This window comes from Rhodococcus sp. MTM3W5.2 (assembly GCF_001984015.1).
Lineage (GTDB): Bacteria > Actinomycetota > Actinomycetes > Mycobacteriales > Mycobacteriaceae > Rhodococcus_G > Rhodococcus_G oryzae.
The window spans coordinates 1,044,160-1,062,206 of the sequence record NZ_CP019572.1; the positions used below are offsets into that span (position 1 = coordinate 1,044,160).

General features: G+C 70.8%; 19 protein-coding genes and 4 pseudogenes. 12 read left to right on the forward strand and 11 right to left on the reverse strand.

Annotation, left to right across the window (positions count from 1 at the left end):
- Positions 1–69: 69 nt before the first annotated feature.
- From BTZ20_RS04970 to BTZ20_RS04990, 5 genes are all read left to right on the forward strand, one after another.
- The gene (locus tag BTZ20_RS04970; RefSeq protein ID WP_077040608.1) at positions 70–498 is read left to right on the forward strand and encodes a helix-turn-helix domain-containing protein; all 429 of its coding nucleotides are present in this window, start codon (positions 70–72) and stop codon (positions 496–498) included.
- Positions 495–1,292 carry a heparin-binding hemagglutinin gene (locus BTZ20_RS04975; protein ID WP_077040609.1) on the forward strand — a complete coding sequence of 266 codons (798 nt, stop codon included), beginning with the start codon at positions 495–497 and terminating at the stop codon, positions 1,290–1,292. The genes BTZ20_RS04970 and BTZ20_RS04975 overlap by 4 nt, the downstream gene beginning before the upstream one ends.
- A gap of 74 nt (positions 1,293–1,366) precedes the next feature.
- Complete coding sequence (locus tag BTZ20_RS04980; RefSeq protein ID WP_027501186.1) at positions 1,367–1,657, forward strand: DUF2516 family protein; 291 nt, start codon at positions 1,367–1,369, stop codon at positions 1,655–1,657.
- Between the two features lie 152 nt (positions 1,658–1,809).
- Positions 1,810–2,745 (forward strand): AurF N-oxygenase family protein, encoded by a 936-nt coding sequence (locus tag BTZ20_RS04985; RefSeq protein WP_077043491.1) that lies wholly within the window; start codon positions 1,810–1,812, stop codon positions 2,743–2,745.
- Between the two features lie 96 nt (positions 2,746–2,841).
- The gene (locus tag BTZ20_RS04990) at positions 2,842–3,870 is read left to right on the forward strand and encodes an alpha/beta fold hydrolase (RefSeq protein ID WP_077040610.1); all 1,029 of its coding nucleotides are present in this window, start codon (positions 2,842–2,844) and stop codon (positions 3,868–3,870) included.
- A gap of 49 nt (positions 3,871–3,919) precedes the next feature.
- On the opposite strand, the gene purU is transcribed toward BTZ20_RS04990, so the two are convergent.
- The 3 genes from purU to BTZ20_RS05005 are packed head-to-tail and all read right to left on the reverse strand — an operon-like array spanning position 3,920 to position 6,231.
- The gene (gene purU, locus BTZ20_RS04995; protein WP_077040611.1) at positions 3,920–4,807 is read right to left on the reverse strand and encodes a formyltetrahydrofolate deformylase; all 888 of its coding nucleotides are present in this window, start codon (positions 4,805–4,807) and stop codon (positions 3,920–3,922) included.
- A 23-nt stretch (positions 4,808–4,830) separates the two neighbouring features.
- The gene (locus tag BTZ20_RS05000) at positions 4,831–5,661 is read right to left on the reverse strand and encodes a class I SAM-dependent methyltransferase (RefSeq protein ID WP_077040612.1); all 831 of its coding nucleotides are present in this window, start codon (positions 5,659–5,661) and stop codon (positions 4,831–4,833) included.
- Positions 5,662–5,697: 36 nt separating this feature from the next.
- Positions 5,698–6,231, reverse strand: a complete 534-nt coding sequence (locus tag BTZ20_RS05005) for a GNAT family N-acetyltransferase (RefSeq protein ID WP_077040613.1) — start codon at positions 6,229–6,231, stop codon at positions 5,698–5,700.
- 80 nt (positions 6,232–6,311) lie between these two features.
- Here BTZ20_RS05005 and deoC point away from each other — a divergent pair, with 80 nt between their 5' ends.
- Positions 6,312–6,983 carry a deoxyribose-phosphate aldolase gene (gene deoC / locus BTZ20_RS05010; RefSeq protein WP_077040614.1) on the forward strand — a complete coding sequence of 224 codons (672 nt, stop codon included), beginning with the start codon at positions 6,312–6,314 and terminating at the stop codon, positions 6,981–6,983.
- Positions 6,984–7,016: 33 nt separating this feature from the next.
- On the opposite strand, the gene BTZ20_RS05015 is transcribed toward deoC, so the two are convergent.
- Complete coding sequence (locus tag BTZ20_RS05015) at positions 7,017–7,718, reverse strand: DUF2993 domain-containing protein (protein ID WP_077043492.1); 702 nt, start codon at positions 7,716–7,718, stop codon at positions 7,017–7,019.
- Positions 7,719–7,878: 160 nt separating this feature from the next.
- Between BTZ20_RS05015 and BTZ20_RS05020 the strand changes: the two genes are divergently transcribed.
- On the forward strand, positions 7,879–8,478 hold the full coding sequence (locus BTZ20_RS05020; RefSeq protein ID WP_223263637.1) for a type IV toxin-antitoxin system AbiEi family antitoxin domain-containing protein: 600 nt from the start codon (positions 7,879–7,881) through the stop codon (positions 8,476–8,478).
- A 13-nt stretch (positions 8,479–8,491) separates the two neighbouring features.
- Here the strand turns inward: BTZ20_RS05020 and BTZ20_RS05025 are convergent.
- The 5 genes and pseudogenes from BTZ20_RS05025 to BTZ20_RS05045 form a co-directional block, all read right to left on the reverse strand.
- Positions 8,492–10,287, reverse strand: a pseudogene (locus BTZ20_RS05025) (acyl-CoA dehydrogenase).
- A gap of 40 nt (positions 10,288–10,327) precedes the next feature.
- Positions 10,328–11,131, reverse strand: coding sequence for an SAM-dependent methyltransferase (locus BTZ20_RS05030; RefSeq protein ID WP_077040615.1), 804 nt, complete (start codon positions 11,129–11,131; stop codon positions 10,328–10,330).
- A gap of 11 nt (positions 11,132–11,142) precedes the next feature.
- Positions 11,143–11,643 carry a DUF2505 domain-containing protein gene (locus tag BTZ20_RS05035; RefSeq protein WP_077040616.1) on the reverse strand — a complete coding sequence of 167 codons (501 nt, stop codon included), beginning with the start codon at positions 11,641–11,643 and terminating at the stop codon, positions 11,143–11,145.
- 47 nt (positions 11,644–11,690) lie between these two features.
- Entirely contained in the window at positions 11,691–12,194 is a 504-nt protein-coding gene (locus BTZ20_RS05040) for a DUF2505 domain-containing protein (protein WP_077040617.1), read from the reverse strand.
- A gap of 50 nt (positions 12,195–12,244) precedes the next feature.
- Positions 12,245–12,791, reverse strand: a pseudogene (locus BTZ20_RS05045) (DUF2505 domain-containing protein).
- Between the two features lie 22 nt (positions 12,792–12,813).
- Between BTZ20_RS05045 and BTZ20_RS05050 the strand changes: the two are divergent.
- Together BTZ20_RS05050 and BTZ20_RS05055 are read left to right on the forward strand one after the other, a co-directional pair.
- Positions 12,814–13,859 (forward strand): annotated as a pseudogene (locus tag BTZ20_RS05050) (UDP-N-acetylmuramate dehydrogenase).
- Between the two features lie 129 nt (positions 13,860–13,988).
- Positions 13,989–15,155, forward strand: a complete 1,167-nt coding sequence (locus tag BTZ20_RS05055; protein WP_411269140.1) for a L,D-transpeptidase — start codon at positions 13,989–13,991, stop codon at positions 15,153–15,155.
- Here the strand turns inward: BTZ20_RS05055 and BTZ20_RS05060 are convergent.
- Positions 15,148–15,765, reverse strand: a complete 618-nt coding sequence (locus BTZ20_RS05060; RefSeq protein ID WP_262982543.1) for a LysR substrate-binding domain-containing protein — start codon at positions 15,763–15,765, stop codon at positions 15,148–15,150. The genes BTZ20_RS05055 and BTZ20_RS05060 overlap by 8 nt on opposite strands.
- Entirely contained in the window at positions 15,717–16,052 is a 336-nt protein-coding gene (locus BTZ20_RS27705) for a LysR family transcriptional regulator (RefSeq protein ID WP_223263639.1), read from the reverse strand. The genes BTZ20_RS05060 and BTZ20_RS27705 overlap by 49 nt, the downstream gene beginning before the upstream one ends.
- Positions 16,053–16,124: 72 nt before the next feature.
- Here BTZ20_RS27705 and dapA point away from each other — a divergent pair, with 72 nt between their 5' ends.
- The 3 genes and pseudogenes from dapA to BTZ20_RS05075 all read left to right on the forward strand — a co-directional run bounded on the left by dapA (position 16,125) and on the right by BTZ20_RS05075 (position 17,912).
- Positions 16,125–17,075 carry a 4-hydroxy-tetrahydrodipicolinate synthase gene (dapA, locus tag BTZ20_RS05065; RefSeq protein WP_077040618.1) on the forward strand — a complete coding sequence of 317 codons (951 nt, stop codon included), beginning with the start codon at positions 16,125–16,127 and terminating at the stop codon, positions 17,073–17,075.
- A 101-nt stretch (positions 17,076–17,176) separates the two neighbouring features.
- A pseudogene (locus tag BTZ20_RS29675) lies at positions 17,177–17,383 on the forward strand (YbaB/EbfC family nucleoid-associated protein); the annotation flags it as partial.
- Positions 17,384–17,597: 214 nt separating this feature from the next.
- Complete coding sequence (locus BTZ20_RS05075; RefSeq protein ID WP_077040619.1) at positions 17,598–17,912, forward strand: WXG100 family type VII secretion target; 315 nt, start codon at positions 17,598–17,600, stop codon at positions 17,910–17,912.
- Positions 17,913–18,047: the final 135 nt, after the last annotated feature.

An 18,047-nucleotide genomic window follows, 5' to 3' on the forward strand; every position in this document is an offset into this window, starting at 1 on the left:
TAACAAGAGTGCTTGCAATAGTTAGCACGCTCCCGTACCGTGGGATTCACCCACCAGGTAGGGAGTGTGATGTCCGACGAAACGCCGACCGGCGACAGTGCCGGTGACGTGGCCGCGCGGGTGGTCAGCTCCGCAGCACAGGACATCGGCAGCTTCATCAAGTCGCAGCGTGAGGCCGCGCAGGTGTCGTTGCGGCAGCTCTCGCAACTCGCAGGCGTCAGCAATCCCTACCTGAGCCAGATCGAGCGTGGGTTGCGCAAGCCCTCGGCAGAGGTGCTCGGGCAGATCGCGAAGGGACTCCGCGTGTCCGCGGAGGTGCTGTACATGCGGGCTGGATTTCTCGAAGATCGCCCAGCCAGTCCGGTGCGGGACGCCCTGCTCTCCGATACCTCCGTCACGGAGCGGCAGAAGCAGGTCCTCCTTGAAATCTACGAATCGTTTCGGCGCGAGAACAACCCGCGTCTCGACCCCCAGCCCGAAAAGGAGAACCAAGAATGACTGAACTCAAAGGTCTCGACAGCGTGAAGACCCCGTTGTACGCCGCGGTCGGCGCGGGCGACGTGGTCGTCCAGGCCGTCGCCGATGTCGTCGCCCAGGTGCGTTCGCGCGCCACCGCTGGCGGCGAGGAGGCCCTCACGGTCGACGCCGCCCGCGAGCGCTTCGAGAAGCTGACCGACGACCTCACCGAGGGCGTCGAGAGCCTCCGCGAGCGGCTGGCAGGCCTGCCGTCCGAGCTGCCCGAGGAGCTCGCCGAGCTGCGCGAGAAGTTCACCGCCGAGGAGCTGCGCAAGGTCGCCGAGGCGTACCTGAAGGTCGCGTCCGACATCTACACCTCGCTCGCCGAGCGCGGCGAGGAGACCGTCGAGCGGCTGCGCAAGCAGGCTGCCGTCGAAGAGGGCATCGAGCGCGCCGAGTCGGTGCTCGGCGATGCCGCCACCCTCACCGAGGAGGCGCTCGGCACCGTGGCCCGCCAGACCCGGGCCGTCGGCGAGCAGGCCGCGAAGCTGGCCGGCCGCGCCGCGGAGCGCATCAGTGACGTCGCCGACGAGGTCAGCGACGCCGTGACCGAGGCGGGCGAGAGCGTTGCCAGCCGGTTCGTCGGCGCGGGCGAGAAGGCCGAGTCCACCACCAAGACGGCCGCGGCCAAGGTCGACACGGCCGCCACCAAGGCGCCCGTGAAGAAGGCCCCGGCCAAGAAGGCTCCGGCCAAGCCGGCCGCCGCGGCGAAGCCCGCCGCGCCCGCGGCCAAGGCTCCTGCCAAGAAGGCCCCCGCCAAGAAGGCCACCAGCTGACAGTTCGCACAGCTGAATCGAGTTCGGCCCCCGCACATCACGGTGTGCGGGGGCCGAACTCGTAGGATGGATGCATGCCGACCGTCAACGGCCTCACCGGCCTGATCATGCTCGCGCTCCAGCTCGCCGCCATCGCGGCGGGCGTTTTCGCGGTCTTCCACGCGATCCGGCAGCGCACCGACGCCTTCACCGCGGTCGACAAGCTGAGCAAGCCGATCTGGCTGGGCATCCTGCTGGTCGCGCTGCTGGTGCTGCTGCTGCCCTTCGGGATGCTCTTCTGGATGATCGCCGTGGTGGCGATCTGCGTGTACCTGGTCGACGTGCGGCCGCGGGTCGACGAGGTCCAGCGCGGGCCGCGCTGGTAGTCGGTCGCCTCGCGCCGGGCGCCGATCAACGCCCCCAAATTGTCTGCGAATATCAGTTACATATAACCCTTGACAACGGTCATCCCCGCCACGCATTCTTGAGGTAAGTCGATACCGGCGCGCGTCACCGGATCCGATGCCGAGGAGTGGCGATGTCGATCATTCACGAACGCAAGGCCGTGAACAGGTCCGGATCACGCCTGGCCAGGGTGGGCGAGCGGCAGGACACGGCGAGCCGTCTACTGGCCTCGGCGGCCAGGAAGTCCTACGACCCCCTCATCGAGATCGACTGGGAGGCGCCCATTCCTGCGGGCCTCTACGGCATGACGCCGGAATGGTCCAGCCTCTACGGCACCGACCTCTGGGAGTCGATGACCGAGGAGCAGCGGATCACGCTCACCATGCACGAGGCCGCGAGCGTCGCAGGCACCGGAATCTGGTTCGAGATGATCCTCATGCAGATGCTGCTGCGCGACATCTACGGCCGCGACCCGTCCGAGCCGCACGTGCAGTTCGCGCTCACCGAGATCGCCGACGAATGCAGGCACTCGACGATGTTCGCCAGGTCGGCGCAGCGCTTCGGCGTCCCGTCGTACCGGCCCAAGCGGTGGATCCGCGAGTCGGCGCGCGCCTTCAAGGCGACGGCGTCCGGTTCGCTCGCCTACGGCGGCACGCTGTTCGCCGAGGAGATCCTCGACATGATGCAGCGCGACTTCATGAAGGACGAGCGGGTGCAGCCGCTCACCAGGACGGTGAGCAAGATCCACGTCCTCGAGGAGGCGCGGCACATCAAGTTCGCCCGCGAGGAGACCGTCCGGCGCGTCGACGGCATCTCCTGGTTCACCAGGGCGCGGGTCCGGTTGCTGCTCGGCGTGACCGCCTACTTCATCGTCACCAGCCTGGTCAACGACAAGGTGTACGAGGCCGCGGGGCTGGACCCCAAGCGAGCCCGCGAGGCGGCGAATGCGAACAAGCACTACCACGACATGCTCCGCGAGGGCAGCGCGAAGACCGTCGAATTCCTGAGCGAGGTCGGCTTGATCGGCGGGCCGTCGAAGCTCCTGCTGCGCCGGGCGCACATCATCTAGCGCCGCCGGGATCCGGCGCGACGCACGGCACCGTGTGACGTCCGGGTAGGGCGGCTTCCCAATCGACAACGAACAGCACATCACGGAGGTGGACAGGTGACGGCACAGTCACGGGGTTCGAAGCGACGGATCCTCGTCGGAGCGGCGGCCGGAGCGGCGATCATCGGTGTGGGCGCGGTCGTGCGCTCCCGGCGGACCAGGTCGAGCGCACCGTTCGTGGCCGAGCCGAATCCCGCGCTGAGCGATCCCGTGCACCGGCCCGAGACGATCTCCGTCACCTCGGCGGACGGGCACCCGATCCACGTGGTGGCCTACGGCGATCCCGAGGCTCAGCCCATCGTGCTCAGCCACGGCTGGACCTGCTCGACCGCCTACTGGTACCCGCAGATCAACGCGCTCGCCGACGACTTCCGCGTGATCACCTACGACCAGCGCGGACACGGGCGCACCGAGCTCGGTCGCAACCCGCTCAGCACCGACCTGCTTGCCGACGACCTGGCCGCGGTGCTCGAGGCCACCGTGACCGGCGACAAGAAGGCCGTCGTGGTCGGCCACAGCATGGGTGGCATGAGCATCATGTCGTGGGCCGGCAAGTACCCGGATCAGGTGCGCGCGAAGGCCCGCGCGGTGATGCTGGCGAGCACCGCGACCGACAGCCTGGTCGCCGAGTCCACGCTGATCCCGCTCTCGCAGCGGCTGCCGACGATCCCGCCGCCGGTGGGTCGGGTGCTGCTCGGCTGGCGTAGCTCGGTGCGGGTGGATATGCCCGCCACCCGCCGGGTCATCCAGTACGCGGCGATGGCGCCCGGGTCCACGCGCGAGGAGGTCGAGTTCTGCACCCGGATCGTGCTCGACTGTCAGGGCCGCACCCGCGGCGGCTGGGGTGCGGCGCTGAGCATGCTCGACATCCGCGCCGCGCTGGAGAACCTGCAGGTGCCGACCACGGTGCTGGTCGGGACCGCCGATCGGCTGACGCCGCAGTCGCATTCGCGCCGGATCTCGGACGTCCTGGACGAGGCCGGGCACCTGCAGCGCCTGATCCGGCTGCCCGCGATCGGCCACATGAGCACCGTCGAGGCCCCCGGCCCGGTCAACGACGAGATCCGCCGCCTCGCCCGACTGTGAGTCCTTCTGGCCCGTAGGGGGACCAAAAGGACTCACGGGCGCGGAGCGCCTAGCTGAAGACGACGGTCTTGCGGCCGTGCACGAGCACCCGGTCCTCCAGGTGCCAGCGCAGGCCACGCGCGAGCACCAGCTTCTCGATGTCGCGGCCCTGGCGCACCATGTCGCGGACCTCGTCGGCGTGGTCGACCCGGATCACGTCCTGCTCGATGATCGGCCCGGCATCCAGCTCGGCGGTCACGTAGTGGCAGGTCGCGCCGATCAGCTTCACGCCCCGTGCGAAGGCCTGGTGGTACGGGCGGGCGCCGACGAAGGACGGCAGGAAGCTGTGGTGGATGTTGAGCGCGCGCCCGGCCCAGTGCTCACACAGCTCGGCGGGCAACACCTGCATGAAGCGGGCCAGCACCACCGCGTGCGGGTCGTGGGCGTCGACCAGTTCGCGAACCCTGTTGAACGCCGGGCCCCGCTCGGCCGGGTCCTTCGGGAACGGCACGTAGTGGAAGGTCAGCCCGTGGGCCTCCACGACGGGCGCCAGGTCCATGTGGTTGCCGATGACCGCGCAGATGTCCGCCGGCAGCTCGCCGCCCGCGGCGCGGCCGAGCAGGTCGTGCAGGCAGTGTGCCTCCTTGCTCACCAGCAGCACGACGCGCTTGCGCTCGGACGAATCCTGCAGCGTCCACTCGGTCTCGGGGCCGAGTTCGGCGGCGACCGCGGCGAACGCCGTGCGGAGCTCGTCGATGCTCATGTCGATCGAGGAGGCGCTCACGGCCTGCCGGGTGAAAAACCAGCCACTGTCGGCGTCCGCGTGGTACGCGGCCTCGACGATGGATCCGCCGACCTCGGCGAGGAACGTGGAGATCCGGGCGACGATGCCGGTGCGGTCCGGGGTGCCGAGCGAGAGCACGAAACGGCGGTCGTCGTCGGTGGTAGGCGAGCTCATGGACCCAGTGTCGCAGGTACCGGTCAGCGGTCGACGACTGCCGTGGCGACCAGCGTGCCCAGGTCGAGCGTCTCGATGTCGCGTTCGGTGAGCAGCGCCAGGAACTCGAGCCGGATCGCCTCGACGGTGCCGGGGTCGAGGCCGACCAGGGTGCCGCGCAGCGCGCTGCCCAGCACCAGTCCCCATGCCAGCTCGGGGGTGGCGGGCAGCCAGTTGGACAGCTCGTTGATCTCGACGGCGGAGGTGCCGAAACCGGCGAGCCAGTTGCTCAGCGCGTCGGCGGTGTTCAGCTTCGCGAGAGGGTCGTCGCGGTTGTCGCGGGCACCGACGTCGAAGCCCGGCACGTGCCGCCCGACCGCGTCGAAGTAGGCCGCGGCGTAGTTCTCGAGGGCGCCGCGCCGCCAGGACGTGACGCCGACTCTGCCGCCGGGGCGGACCAGGTTCACCAGCCGGTTAACCGACTCGTCCATGTGCGGGAGGAAGAACACCCCGTAGGAGCTGGCCAGCGCGTCGTAACCGGCCTCTGGGACCGTGCTCGGCGGCTCCCATTCCGTGGCGTCCGCGTGCACGAAGTCGATGTTCTGCATGGCGCGGTCGGACGCGAGCAGCCTGCCCTCCTCCAGCAGGTCGTCCGCGAGGTCGACGGCGTGGACCAGGCCGCCCGGACCCACGGCGGCGGCCGCGGGCAGCGCCGACGCGCCTGCGCCACAACACACGTCGAGCACCGCGTCGCCCGGCCGCAGGCGCAACTGGAAGATCAGTGCCTGCCCGGCCGGGCCCCAGATCTGCGGGGTCAGCCAGGTGAACTCGGGCGCGCCTGCGTTGAACACGGCGGTCAGCTCGTCGGCGCTCATACCGACACCGTAGCCGCGGATCCGGTCACCGCGCCTTCACTCCTCGTAGAACGGCTCCGCGTAGCGGAATTCGCCCGCGAGGTCCGGGGTGTAGGCCGACAGCGGCCGAACCTGGAAGTGCGAGACCCAGTCCGGGACGCCGGGGTCGACGGACAGCGTCGACCCGGGCACGAACCCGAACCGCGGGTAGTAGTCGAGGTGTCCGAGCAGGGCGACAAGCGGTTCGTCGAGTGCGTCCGCCGCGCCGAGGGCGGCGTGCATCAGCGCGGCGCCGATCCCGTGGCCCTGGTGTTCGGGCGGCACCCCGATCGGACCGAGCGCGAGCGCGGGCCGACCGGCGACGGTGCCCCTGGTCAGGCAGACGTGGCCGCGGACCTCGCCGTCGATCTCGGCGACCAGGGACAGCGCGGGCAGCCACGCCTCGGACGCCCGCAACCTCGCGATCAGCCCGACCTCCATCGGCTCGCCCGCGGGCCGGGGCGCCCCGCCGGGCTCGTGCTCGGCGAAAGCGGCGCGGTGCACGGCCGCGATGGCCTCGACGTCGTCGGGGCGCTCGCGTCTGATCAACATCCCGGCAGTGTGCGGCGCCTCGGGTGGCGGCCGCAACCGGATTTCCCGGTCGGATACCGCGCTGTGCCAAGCTCTTCGGTATGCCTGACGCCCCGCTGACCCGAGACCGGGTCGCCCAGATGGTCGACCACACCCTGCTCAAGCCGGAGGCAACGCCCGCCGACGTCGACGCGCTGATCGCGGAGGCCCGCGACCTCGGCGTGTACGCCATCTGCGTGTCACCGTCGATGCTGCCGGTGCGGGCCGACGGGCTGGCCGTCGCCGCGGTGGCCGGCTTCCCGTCGGGCAAGCACCATTCCCTGATCAAGGGGGCGGAGGCGCGGCTCGCGGTGGAGCAGGGCGCGAGGGAGATCGACATGGTGATCGATGTGGGCGCGGCGGTCGCGGGCGACTACAACGCGGTGCTCGCGGACATCCTCACCGTGCGGGAGGGGATCGGCGACGCCACCGTGCTCAAGGTGATCCTCGAGACCGCGGCGCTGTCCGACGAGGCGATCGTCGAGTGCTGCCGGGCCGCCGAGCTGGCAGGGGCGAACTTCGTCAAGACCTCGACGGGCTTCCACCCGGCGGGCGGTGCCACCGCTGCCGCGGTGCGGTTGATGGCGGGCACCGTCGGCGGCAGGCTCGGCGTCAAGGCGAGCGGCGGGATCAGGACCGCGGACGCCGCGCGGGAGATGATCGAGGCGGGCGCGACCAGGCTGGGCCTGTCCGGTACCCGGGCGGTGCTGGACGGGTTCGCGGCGGCCGGATAGCGCGTACCGCCACCCGGCCACCGCGAGCGCGGATCACAGCAGGGAGCAGCCGCCGCCCGTGGACTGCGCCTCGGGGGAGGCCTCCGGCATCGTGTAGGCGCCGCCGGCCATCGACATCTGGAGTCCGCCGTCGGTGATGGTCAGCGAGGTCGGCGACATCCCGAGCGGGAGCGTCTGCAGGCTGTCGCCGAGCACGTCGACGATGCCGCTGACCAGGTCGGTGGGCAGCCCGAGGCCGAGGACCGAGGCCTCGACGGTCTCGATGTCGACCTTTCCGTCCACGACCTGTGGCCGGACGGTCAGCTCCGCGAGCCCGATGACCTGGAACGACAGCGTGCCCGCGGTCGGGTCGGCGGTCACGCCGGAGACCAGCTGGCCGAAGGGCTGGGCCTGGATGGTCGCGAGGATGCCGGCGGTGGACCAGTCCACGTCTGCGGTGGAACTGCCGATGGTGCCGCCGCCCGTGTCGGTCAGCTCGATGTCGTTGACCTTCGCCGTGACGTGCATGTCCTTGGCGGGGCCGAAGCTGGAGTCGTCGCTGGTGACCGTGATGTAGGGGACGTTCTTGTCGACCGCCTGCAGCAGCACCGGCTTCCAGCTCAACCCGACGTCGACCTGGGAGCCGAGCTCGCTCTCGAGCTGCTGGGCCATGCACTGCTTGACGTTGTGCCGGACGTAGAGCTCGGCCGAGATCAGGACCGCGACCAGCGCGGCGATCACGATGAGCACGATCAGCAGGGTGCGGTTGCGCTTCGGTCCGGAGTTCGCGGACCGGTACGAAGTGTTCGCGGGGAGGCCATTGCACGGATTCTTCCCCAGAAGTCTGTGGGGGATCTGAGAACGCGCTGCGAGAATTCCCTGTGATCCATGCCACAGTCGCACGTAGTGTGACGTCATGGACGACGGGGTCGTGCGGCGCCACGAGGAGCGCGAGCGGGGTCTGTTCGAGTGCGCGCTCGAACAGGCCGGGTATTTCACCGCCGGACAGGCGCGCACGCTCGGCTTTTCGCCGGGGGAGATCGGCCGCGCGCTCGGCGCGGGCGCGTGGGAACGCGTCGACAGGGACCTGTTCCGGTTGTCGCCGTGGCCGCACACCGACCTGGAGGACGTGGCCAGGCGGTGCGTCCAGTTACAGGGGGCCGTCGTCTCGCATCAGAGCGCGGCCGAGCTGTACGGACTCGGTCACCTGCACCCGCAGTTCCTGCACGTGACCGCAGGCGCGCCCGTGCACGTCCGGACCGACCGAGTCGCGGTGCACCGCGCCGACCTGGGGCCCGCCGACTGCGAACACACCGGCGCCTTCCTGATCACCACCCCGCTGCGGACGGTGCTCGACCTGGCCGAGGGTGGGGTCTCGCAGTGGGTGCTCGACGAGGTGGTCGGCGACGCGCTGGCCATCGGCCGCCTCGACCGGCCTGCGCTCGAGGCAGGCGCGGCGGGGCAGTCGGTCCGGGTCGAACGCCGGGTCGGCCGGGCGCTGTCCGCCTGGGCCTGACCCGGCGGGTCGATCAGAACCAGGCGTCCCGCATCTCCAGCGTGGTCCGGTCGAGCGAGGCGAGCAGCGCCAGCTGCGGGCCGGTCTTGGGCAGCTCGTACCGGAAGAAGTACCGGCCGGCCTGCCGCTTGCCGTCGTAGAAGTCGCCGGTCTTGCCCTCGCAGGCGAGCATCTGCTCGAGCCAGATCCACGCGACCACCACGTGCCCGACCGCCTCCAGGTAGACCGAGCTGTTGGCCATGGCCGCGTCGATGTCGCCGGACGCGAACAGTCCCGCGGTGACCTTGCCGACCTGGCCGAGCACCTCGCCGAGCTGTTCGGCCAGCTCCGCGAGTTCGCCGTCGGTCTCCGCTGCGTCCGCGATGGTCCGGCCGATGGACTCGCTCAGCAGCCGCAGGCTGATGCCGCCCTGCTGGGTGACCTTGCGGCCCAGCAGGTCCAGGCCCTGGATCCCGTGGGTGCCCTCGTGGATGGGGTTGAGCCGGTTGTCGCGGTAGTGCTGTTCGACGTCGTACTCGCGGGTGTAGCCGTACCCGCCGTGCACCTGGATGGCGAGGTCGTTCGCCTGGAGGCACCACTGCGACGGCCAGCTCTTCGCGATCGGGGTGAGGATGTCGAGCAGCAGGCCGATCCGGTTGCGCGCGGCGACGTTCTCGGCGATCCGCTGCTCGTCGACCATCCGCATGCAGAACATCTCCAGCGCCAACGCGCCCTCCACATAGGACTTCTGGGCCAGTAGCATCCGCTTCACGTCGGCGTGCTCGATGATCGGGACCGGCTTGGCGGCAGGGTCTTTCGCCGTGACCGGCCTGCCCTGCTCGCGCAGCCGGGCGTAGTCGACGGACTTGAGGTAGCCGGTGTAGCCGAGCGCCGTCGCGCCGAGGCCGACGCCGATCCGGGCCTCGTTCATCATGTGGAACATGTAGGACAGGCCCTTGTTGGCCTCGCCGACCAGGTATCCCACGGCGCCCGCCGCACCGCCGGGGTGTGGGTGCCGTCGCCGAAGTTCAGCACGGTGTTCGTGGTGCCGCGGTAGCCCATCTTGTGGTTCAGCCCGGCCAGCGTCACGTCGTTGCGTTCGCCGAGGCCGCCGTCGGACTCGACCAGCAACTTGGGCACGATGAACAGCGAGATGCCCTTGGTGCCCTCGGGCGCGCCCGGGATCTTGGCCAGCACCAGGTGGACGATGTTCTCGGCCAGATCGTGCTCGCCGCCGGAGATCCACATCTTGTTGCCGAACAGCCGGTAGCTGCCGTCGGGCTGCGCCTCGGCGCGGGTGACGATGTCGCCGAGCGAGGACCCCGCCTGCGGCTCCGACAGGCACATGGTGCCGAAGAACCTACCCGCGACGAGCGGCTTGGCGTAGGTCTCGATCTGTTCCGGGGTGCCGTGCGCGAGCAGCAGGTTCGCGTTCCCGATGGTCAGCATCGGGTAGGCGGCGGTGCCGACGTTCGCGGCCTGGAACCAGGCGAAGCAGGCGCCGGTGACCGTCGCGGGCAGCTGCAGTCCGCCTGCCTCGTAGGCCATGCCTGCGCCCATCAGGTCCGCCTTCACGAACGCGTCGAGGGCCTGCTTGGCCTCCGGGATGATGGTGACCCGGGTGCCGTCGAAGCTCGGCTCCTGCTCGTCGCCCTTCTTGTTGTGGGTGGCGAAGTGCCGGGTGGCGAGCTGCTCGCTGAGATCGAGCACCGCGTCGAAGGTGTCGCGGGAATGGTCCTGGTAGCGCGGGTCGTCCGTCAGCGCCTCGACGTCGAGCCATTCGTAGAGCAGGAAGTCGAGATCTCTCCGCGACAGCAGGGTCGAACGCATTCTCACAGGTCCCTTCGCAGGTGCTTCGGTCACGACAAGGCTAGATCGCCGGGGCGACCAGCGACCACGGGACCGTCAGCACGCAGTCGCGGAGCCGTCGGCGGGGGACCTCCACCGGCACACCCTGCTGCCGCAGCAGCTGGGCGGCGGCCCGCCAGCGCACCCGCGGACCGAACGGGGCGTGCGGGGCCGCCGTCGCCCATGCCCGATCCGCCGACTGCAGCAGCTCGTACACCGGCTCCCCCGGCACGTTGCGGTGGATCAGGGCCTTCGGCAGCCGTTCGGCGATGTCGCTCGGCCGCTCGATGTCGAACGGGTCCCAGGCGAGGGTCAGCGACAGCGGGCGGTCCGCGTCGAGCAGCACCCAGGCACAGCGCCTGCCCAGCTCGTCGCAGGTGCCGTCGATCAGCAGGCCGCCGGGGGCCAGCCCGGACTGCAGCTTGGCCCAGGCTCCGGCGACCGCGTCCTCCGGGTACTGGCGCAGCACGTTGAACGCGCGGATCAGCACCGGGCGCAGCCCGGCCAGCTCGAAGCCGCCGCGTGCGAAGCTGACGCCGTCGCGGGCCTCGACCACCCGCGCGGGATCGATCTCCAGGCCGACCACCCGGATGTCGCGGCGGACGGTGCGCAGCCGCGACGCCAGCTCGAAGGTGGTGTGGGGGCGGGCGCCGTAGCCGAGGTCGACGACCAGCGGGTCGGCGGCCGCGTGCAGCGTGTCGGCGACCGCGGCCCGGTGCATCAGCCAGCGGTCGCTGCGGCGCAGCCGGTTGATGCCGGTGGTGCCGCGGGTGATGACGCCGTCCGGTTTGCCGGAACCCGTTCGGGTTCCGCTCGGGCGGGACATGACGTTCGGTTTTACTGCTCGGCGAGCCAGTCCGCGGTGACCTGGGCTTCCGTGCGGAACAGGTCGACGAGGTTGACCAGCATCAGCTGCTCGAGCTTGCCGCCGACGAAGGGGATGAACACCTTCGCCTCGGACGAGGTCCGAAGGGTGGAGCCGGTGTCGGTGCCGAACAGCGCCATGGTGCCGCTGAGGCTGCCGGGGCCGGCCGGGATGGAGGCCGAGTAGGTGCCGGTGACCTCGTCGCCGAAGACGCTGTAGTGCTCCTTGCGGGTGATCACCATGTCCTTCTTCATCACGGTCTGCGCGATGTCGGGCAGGGTGTCCCGCGGAATGATGTGGTGGAAGACGAGGTCGATGCCGTCGTCGCCGACCTCGAAGCTCTCGACGTGATTGTCGGAGAACTTGCGGAGCTCGACCATCCGCGCCTCCCAGTAGTCCCGGTTCGTCAGCGCGGAGTACACCTTCTCGGCGGGATGGGTGTAGCGGGCGGAGTAGTCGATGCGTCGAGCCATGACCCGCAGGGTACCGGCTCGGGCTCGGCGCACCGACAACACCCGCGTCAGCTGTTGGCGGTGATCCACTCCTCGACGACTTCCTGGTCCTTCGCCAGGATGCCGAGGATCTGCTCGGACACCAGGCCCTCGATGGTGCCGCCGATCAGGCGCACGCTGACCTCGACATCGCCCTCGACGGTCAGGGTGGAGCCCTCGGCGGTGTCGACCAGGGTCGCGGTGCCCGAGGCGTTGATCGGGATGCCGGTGGCGGTGGTGTTGAAGGTGCCCTCGGCCTTGCCGTCGGTCAGCGGGCCCCACACCTCGCCACGGGTGATGGACAGTTCGCCCTTGAGGATCTTGGAGACGACGCCCGGCAGGGCGGCCTTGTCGATGTCCTGGGCGAGGGCGACGTCGATGGTGCCCTCACCGGCGGTGAGGTGCGCGAGGGTGAGGCCCTTGTCTGCGCCCTGCTCGACGCGGTTGCGCCAGAATCCTTCGTCGGTGAGCGTGCGGTGGACCTCGGCGGCGGGGCGGGTGTAGTTGGCGGTGAACTCAATTCGGCGTGACATGCCCCGCAATTTACATTGGTATCACCCATGTCACACCTGCCCCATCCGGATCAGCCGTTGGCGGCGATCCAGCCCTCGGTGAACCCGTGCTCGGCGTCGAGGAGTTCGACGACCTGCTCGGCGATGACGGCCTCGATCTTGCCGCCGATCAGCGGCAGCTTCACCTCGATCCGACCGTCGAGCGTGATGGTCGCGCCGGTGCCCGCGGGGCAAGGGTGAGGGTGCCGGTGACCTCGCCGGGCAGCCCGTCGACCCGCGCGCTGAACGTGCCGGTGGCGCGCCCGCCGTCCAGGGCGCCCCAGGTCTCGGTCCGGGTGATGATCAGGTCGCCCGGGCGGATCTTGGACACGATCGGGGCAGGTGCTCGGCCGGGATGGCCTGCGCCATCTCCACGTCGATGGTGCCCTCGCCGGTGACGACATGACCCAGCTCGGCGCCCTCGCCGCCGACCTCGGCCAGGCGGTCGCGCCAGTACCGCTCGCTGGTCAGGGCCCGGTGCACCTGATCGGCGGGTTGAGGGTAGGACGCGGAATGCGGAATGCTGCGGGCCATGTTCGGCAGGCTACCGTTTGACCCCGTGCAGGCATTGAGTGACATCGCGGCGGAGTTCGGTGCCGAGCTGAGTGAGGGCGTGCCGCTGTCGCGGTTCACCACGCTGCGGCTCGGCGGGCCCGGACGGGCGATGCTTACCTGCCGCGACACGGACGCGCTTGTCGGTGTGGTGCGCGCGCTCGACGCGGCGGGCACCCCACGCTCATCCTCGGCGGCGGGTCCAACCTGGTGATCGCCGACGAGGGCGTCGACGCAGTCGTGGTGCGGGTGGCCAACGACGCGATCCGACTCGGCCCCGACTCGGTGCTGGCCGAGGCGGGCGCCGTATGGGACGACGTCGTCGCGCGGACCGTCGAGGCGGGCCTCGGCGGCCTCGAGTGCCTGTCCGGTATTCCCGGGTCCGCGGGCGCGACGCCGGTGCAGAACGTCGGTGCCTACGGCGTGGAGGTCGGCACACTGCTGCGGCGGGTGCAGCTGCTGGACCGGGCGACCGGGGAGGTGCGGTGGGTGACGCCGGACGAGCTCGGCCTCGGCTACCGGACCAGCGTGCTCAAGCACTCGGACGCGGCGCTGGCGCTGGCGGTGGAGCTGGACCTGCGCCCCGACGGACTGAGCGAACCGCTGCGGTACAGGGAGCTGGCACACGCAATGGGTGCAGAGGAGGGCGAGCGCCGTCCGGCGGCGAAGGTCCGGGAGGTGGTCCTGGGGCTGCGCGGGGGCAAGGGCATGGTCCTCGACCCGGCCGACCACGACACCTGGAGCGCCGGGTCCTTCTTCACCAATCCCGTGCTCGCCGACGATCGGCTGCCTGCGGTGCTGGCCGCCATCGCCGCGCGGCTGGGCGGCGATGTGCGGGTGCCGCAGTTCCCCGGCGACACGGGCACCAAGCTGTCGGCCGGCTGGCTGATCGAGCGCGCCGGTTTCACCAAGGGGCACCCGGGTGCGGACGCGGCGGCGCGGCTGTCCACCAAGCACACGCTGGCCCTGACGAACAGGGGGAGCGCGTCGACCGAGGACCTGTTGGCGCTGGCCAGGGAGGTGCGGGACGGGGTGCAGGAGGCGTTCGGGGTCCGGCTCGAACCGGAGCCGGTGACCGTGGGCTGCACCATCTGACCAGGCCTTCCCCAGGCCTTTCCCAGGTCGCGCGGTCGGCGCGGCGTGGGCCACATCGTCCGCGCAGGTACCGTGGCCTGCGTGGTAATCCAGCGTGTTCGGACGAATAAGGTCCGCGGGTTCTCGTCGATAGCCGTGTTGCTCGCGGCGGTCGCGGTGCTCGCGGGCTGCACCATCGGCGGCGGCGGGGGCGGGAACCCGGTGGCGGCGAGCGGACCGGTCGCGGCGGTCACCCAGGTCCCCGCGGCGGGCGCCGAGGACGTCAGCCCGACGGCGCCGGTGTCCGTGACGGCGGCGCGCGGCACGCTGCAGGGGGTCGCGCTCACCAACGAGGCGGGCAGGCCCGTGCAGGGCGTGCTGTCCCCGGACAAGACCACCTTCACCGTCTCCGAGCCGCTCGGCTACGGCGCGCGCTACACCTGGTCCGGCAGGGCGGTCGGCTCCGACGGCAAGACCGTGCCGGTGGAGGGTTCCCTCACCACGGTGACCCCGCAGTCGACGACGTCCGCGAACACGAACATCGCGGACGGTCAGCAGGTCGGCATCGCGGCGCCGATCATCCTCAAGTTCAGCGACCACGTCGAGGACAAGGCCGCGGTGGAGAAGGCGCTGACCGTGACCACCACCCCGCCGACCCCCGGGTCATGGGCCTGGCTGCCCGACGACAACGGGTCTCGCGCGCACTGGCGCCCGCAGAACTACTGGGCGCCCGGCACGACGGTGAACCTCGCGGCCAACCTGTACGGCGTCGACTACGGGGACGGGGCGTACGGCGCCGAGGACCTGAGCCTGAACTTCACCATCGGGCGCAGCCAGATCGTCAAGGCGGACGCCCCGAGCCACCGCATGCAGGTGGTGCGGGACGGCGCGACGGTGATGGATCTCCCGGTCAGCTACGGCGAGGGCAACGAGGACCGCAACGTGACCCGCAGCGGCGTCCACGTGGTCAGCGAGAAGCACGAGGACTTCCTCATGTCGAACCCGCCCTTCTACGAGAACGTCCGCGAGCGGTGGGCGGTGCGCATCTCCAACAACGGCGAGTTCATCCACGCCAACCCCGAGACCACCGGCGTGCAGGGCGCGGCCAACGTGACCAACGGCTGCATCAACCTCTCCCTGAGTGATGCCCAGGAGTACTTCGGCACCGCGCTGTACGGCGACCCGGTCGAGGTCACCGGTACCCGGATCCCGCTGTCCGCCGCGGACGGCGACATCTACGACTGGGCGATCGACTGGGCCGCGTGGCAGGAGATGTCGGCGTTGCCTGCCGGTGGCGCGGCGGTTCCGGTCAGCTGACGTCGGCGCCGGGGAGTAGCTCGGCGACCACGGCTCGGATGGCCGGGCTCGCGTCGGCGCTGCGCCTCCACGCGGCCGAGACCTCGCGCATGGGCGGCGGCTGAAGGACGCGGGTGACGAGGTCGTCGCCGAGCGCGGGCCGTGCGAGGCGGGGAACCAGGGCGATGACCTCGCCTGCGGCGACCAGTGACAGCTGGGTCGCGAAGTCGTCGACGAGGTGGCGGACATCGGGTTCGCCGGGCTGGTCCGCGACCAGGCGCCGGAACCACTGGTGACACACGGTGCCGGGTGGACTGGTCACCCAGGCCTGGCCGACGACGTCCGCGCTGCTCAGCGGCTGCCTGGCGGCGGCGAGCGGGTGGCTGCGGTGCATCACCAGGTCGCCGAGGTCGGTGTGGAGATGCCGGTGGGTCAGCGATGACGGCAGCCGGGGCGAGAGCCCGTCGGCGTCGTGGATGATCGCCAGGTCCGCCGTGCCAGCCGCGACCGAGTGCAGAGCCTGGTCGGGGTCCTGCTCGGTGACCTGCAGGTACAGGTCGGGGCACTCGGCGGCCAGGTTCGTCAGGTGCGGGGCCAGGAGTCCGCGGATGGCCGTGGAGAACGCGGCCACCCGCAACACCCCGGTGGGGTGCCGTCGGCGACGGAGCGGGCCGCCTCGGCGCAGCGTTCCAGGGACTGGAAGACCTCGGGGGCGGCGTCCAGCAGCGCCTGACCGGCCGGGGTCAGCACGACACCGCGCCCGGCTGGCGCGAGCAGCGCGACGCCGACCTGGCGTTCGAGGCGCTTGATCTGCTGGGAGACGGCCGAGGCGGTGAACCCGAGCTCGTCCGCCGCCCTTGCGATGGTCCCGAGCGCGGCGACCGACCGCAACGCGCCCAGCGACCCGACATCGATCATGAAGCCAGGTTACGCATTATTAGCAAAAAAGCATCGCTGGACCGATGGAAATGGGGTGGGCAGGATCGCCTCATGACCCATTCCCGTGAGACTGCCCAGGCGTTGTTCGGCTCGAACCTGGTCGCGATGGTGACCCCGATGCGGCCCGACGGCCCCGTCAGCGAGCAGGGGGTCGCGAGCCTGGTCGGCCACCTCCTGGCCACCGGATGCGACGGGATCGTCGTGGGCGGCACCGCGGGCGAGGTGCCCACGTTGACCGCGGCCGAGATGGTCGACCTGGTGTCGGCGGTGGCCGACCGGGCCAGGGGCCGGGCCCGGGTGATCGCGGGCGTCGGCACCTACGACACGGCCGCGAGCGTCGAGCGGGCGCGCCAGGCCGAGGCCGCTGGCGCCGACGCCCTGCTCGTCGTCTGTCCGTACTACTCCCGGCCGACCCAGGCCGGGGTGGTGGCCCACTGCCTGGCCGTCGCCGATGCCACCGACCTGCCCGTGATGCTCTATGACGTCCCGGCGCGCGCTGGTATCTCCATGGAGCCGGACACGCTGATCGAGCTCGCCCGGCACCCGCGGATCCGGGCGGTGAAGGACGCCAAGGAGGACCTCTTCGACGCCATGGCCGTCATGGCCACCACGTCGCTGGCCTACTACTGCGGCAGCGACGAGCTCAACCTGCCCTACCTGTCGATCGGGGCGTGCGGCGTGGTCAGCGTGGTGGGCAACATCGTCGCCGACCGGAACGCGGAGCTGATCCGAGCCGTCCGGAGCGAAGACCTCGAATCAGCCCGGGACATCCAGCGTTCCCTGCTCGGCCTTACCGAGGCCGTGATGCGGACCTCGCAGGGCGCCATCATGGCCAAGGCGGCGCTGGCCGAACTGGGCATCATCCCGCACGCGACGGTCCGCATGCCTCTGCTCGAAATGCCGTCGGCGGACCTCGCCAAACTCCGAACAGCGCTCGCGGCGATCTGTATTCGAGGTGGAACCGAATCCGCCCGCGCCGCGTCTAGAAGGGTGACGGGCTGAAGCTGCGGCCCTTGTGATGCTGTGGGGTACGGGTGCGGGATCCGGGTGCGCGCGAGGAATTGCGCGCCCGCAACGAGGCGTTGCGGGTTCAGATCGACGGCATGCTCGAGGACCTTCACCGCCGGTCGGACCTGTTGTCCCTGGCGCAGTCCGAGGTCGCGGCGTTGCGGGTGGAGGCGCGCACGCCGGACGGACTGGCCACGGTCACCGTCGATTCGGCCGGTGCGGTCGTGGGTGTCGACCTCGCACCCGAGGCGTTCGCGAGGTCCACACCGTCCCGGCTGGGAGAGGCCATCGCAGCCGCCGCCCGCGATGCGGCGGCGACCGCGCGCCGCCGCGTGCGGGACCTGATGGCGCCGGTGTCGCAGGCGGGCGTCGATCTTCCCGACCTGCCCGACCTGATCCCGGGTGCGCCGAGCCTGCGGAACCTGGTGCCCGCGGCGCCGGGGTGGCCGTGGCCGACGGGGACTCGGAGGAATCCGGGTGGGAACCCGGGGCGTCCATCCTGCGCGGGGCTGACCAGTGAGCCGCCCGGTGTGGGTCGACCCGGACGGGCTGCGGTCCGCCGCACCGCGGTTCGAGGCGGTCGCCGACGCGCTGGACCGCACCCGGACCCAGCTGTCCGGCGCGCTGCAGGCCGAGGGCGCGAGCTGGGGCTCCGACGAGACCGGGGCGGCCTTCGCCGAGGGCTACGTGCCCGGCGCCGATTCGGCGGTGGACGGGCTGCTCAAGGTCGCCGAGGCGATGCGGGCGATCGCGGGCGCGGTCACCGAGACCGCGGACGCCTTCGACGGTTCGGACCGGGGATTCGCGGGCAGCCTCGGCGGACCGGCCTGATGGGGATCCAGATCCCGGGGTGGCTCCGCGGTGTCGCCTCGATCGCGGTGGGTGCGGACTGGCCGGAGGCTGACGAGACCTCCCTGCGCCGGCTGGCCGACGCGTGGGACTCGGCCTCGTCAGCGGTGGAACTGA

What these genes read in the sequence shown, in the direction of transcription:
- BTZ20_RS05005 (WP_077040613.1), bottom strand. Translation starts at nt 6,231, where the DNA reads ATGTTGATCAGACGCGAGCGCCCCGACGACGTCGAGGCCATCGCGGCC.
- BTZ20_RS04980 (WP_027501186.1), top strand. Translation starts at nt 1,367, where the DNA reads ATGCCGACCGTCAACGGCCTCACCGGCCTGATCATGCTCGCGCTCCAG.
- BTZ20_RS05040 (WP_077040617.1), bottom strand. Translation starts at nt 12,194, where the DNA reads ATGTCACGCCGAATTGAGTTCACCGCCAACTACACCCGCCCCGCCGCC.
- BTZ20_RS05020 (WP_223263637.1), top strand. Translation starts at nt 7,879, where the DNA reads ATGGACGACGGGGTCGTGCGGCGCCACGAGGAGCGCGAGCGGGGTCTG.
- BTZ20_RS05000 (WP_077040612.1), bottom strand. Translation starts at nt 5,661, where the DNA reads ATGAGCGCCGACGAGCTGACCGCCGTGTTCAACGCAGGCGCGCCCGAG.
- BTZ20_RS05035 (WP_077040616.1), bottom strand. Translation starts at nt 11,643, where the DNA reads ATGGCTCGACGCATCGACTACTCCGCCCGCTACACCCATCCCGCCGAG.
- BTZ20_RS04970 (WP_077040608.1), top strand. Translation starts at nt 70, where the DNA reads ATGTCCGACGAAACGCCGACCGGCGACAGTGCCGGTGACGTGGCCGCG.
- BTZ20_RS27705 (WP_223263639.1), bottom strand. Translation starts at nt 16,052, where the DNA reads ATGATCGATGTCGGGTCGCTGGGCGCGTTGCGGTCGGTCGCCGCGCTC.
- deoC (WP_077040614.1), top strand. Translation starts at nt 6,312, where the DNA reads ATGCCTGACGCCCCGCTGACCCGAGACCGGGTCGCCCAGATGGTCGAC.
- BTZ20_RS04985 (WP_077043491.1), top strand. Translation starts at nt 1,810, where the DNA reads ATGTCGATCATTCACGAACGCAAGGCCGTGAACAGGTCCGGATCACGC.
- BTZ20_RS04975 (WP_077040609.1), top strand. Translation starts at nt 495, where the DNA reads ATGACTGAACTCAAAGGTCTCGACAGCGTGAAGACCCCGTTGTACGCC.
- BTZ20_RS05030 (WP_077040615.1), bottom strand. Translation starts at nt 11,131, where the DNA reads ATGTCCCGCCCGAGCGGAACCCGAACGGGTTCCGGCAAACCGGACGGC.
- dapA (WP_077040618.1), top strand. Translation starts at nt 16,125, where the DNA reads ATGACCCATTCCCGTGAGACTGCCCAGGCGTTGTTCGGCTCGAACCTG.
- purU (WP_077040611.1), bottom strand. Translation starts at nt 4,807, where the DNA reads ATGAGCTCGCCTACCACCGACGACGACCGCCGTTTCGTGCTCTCGCTC.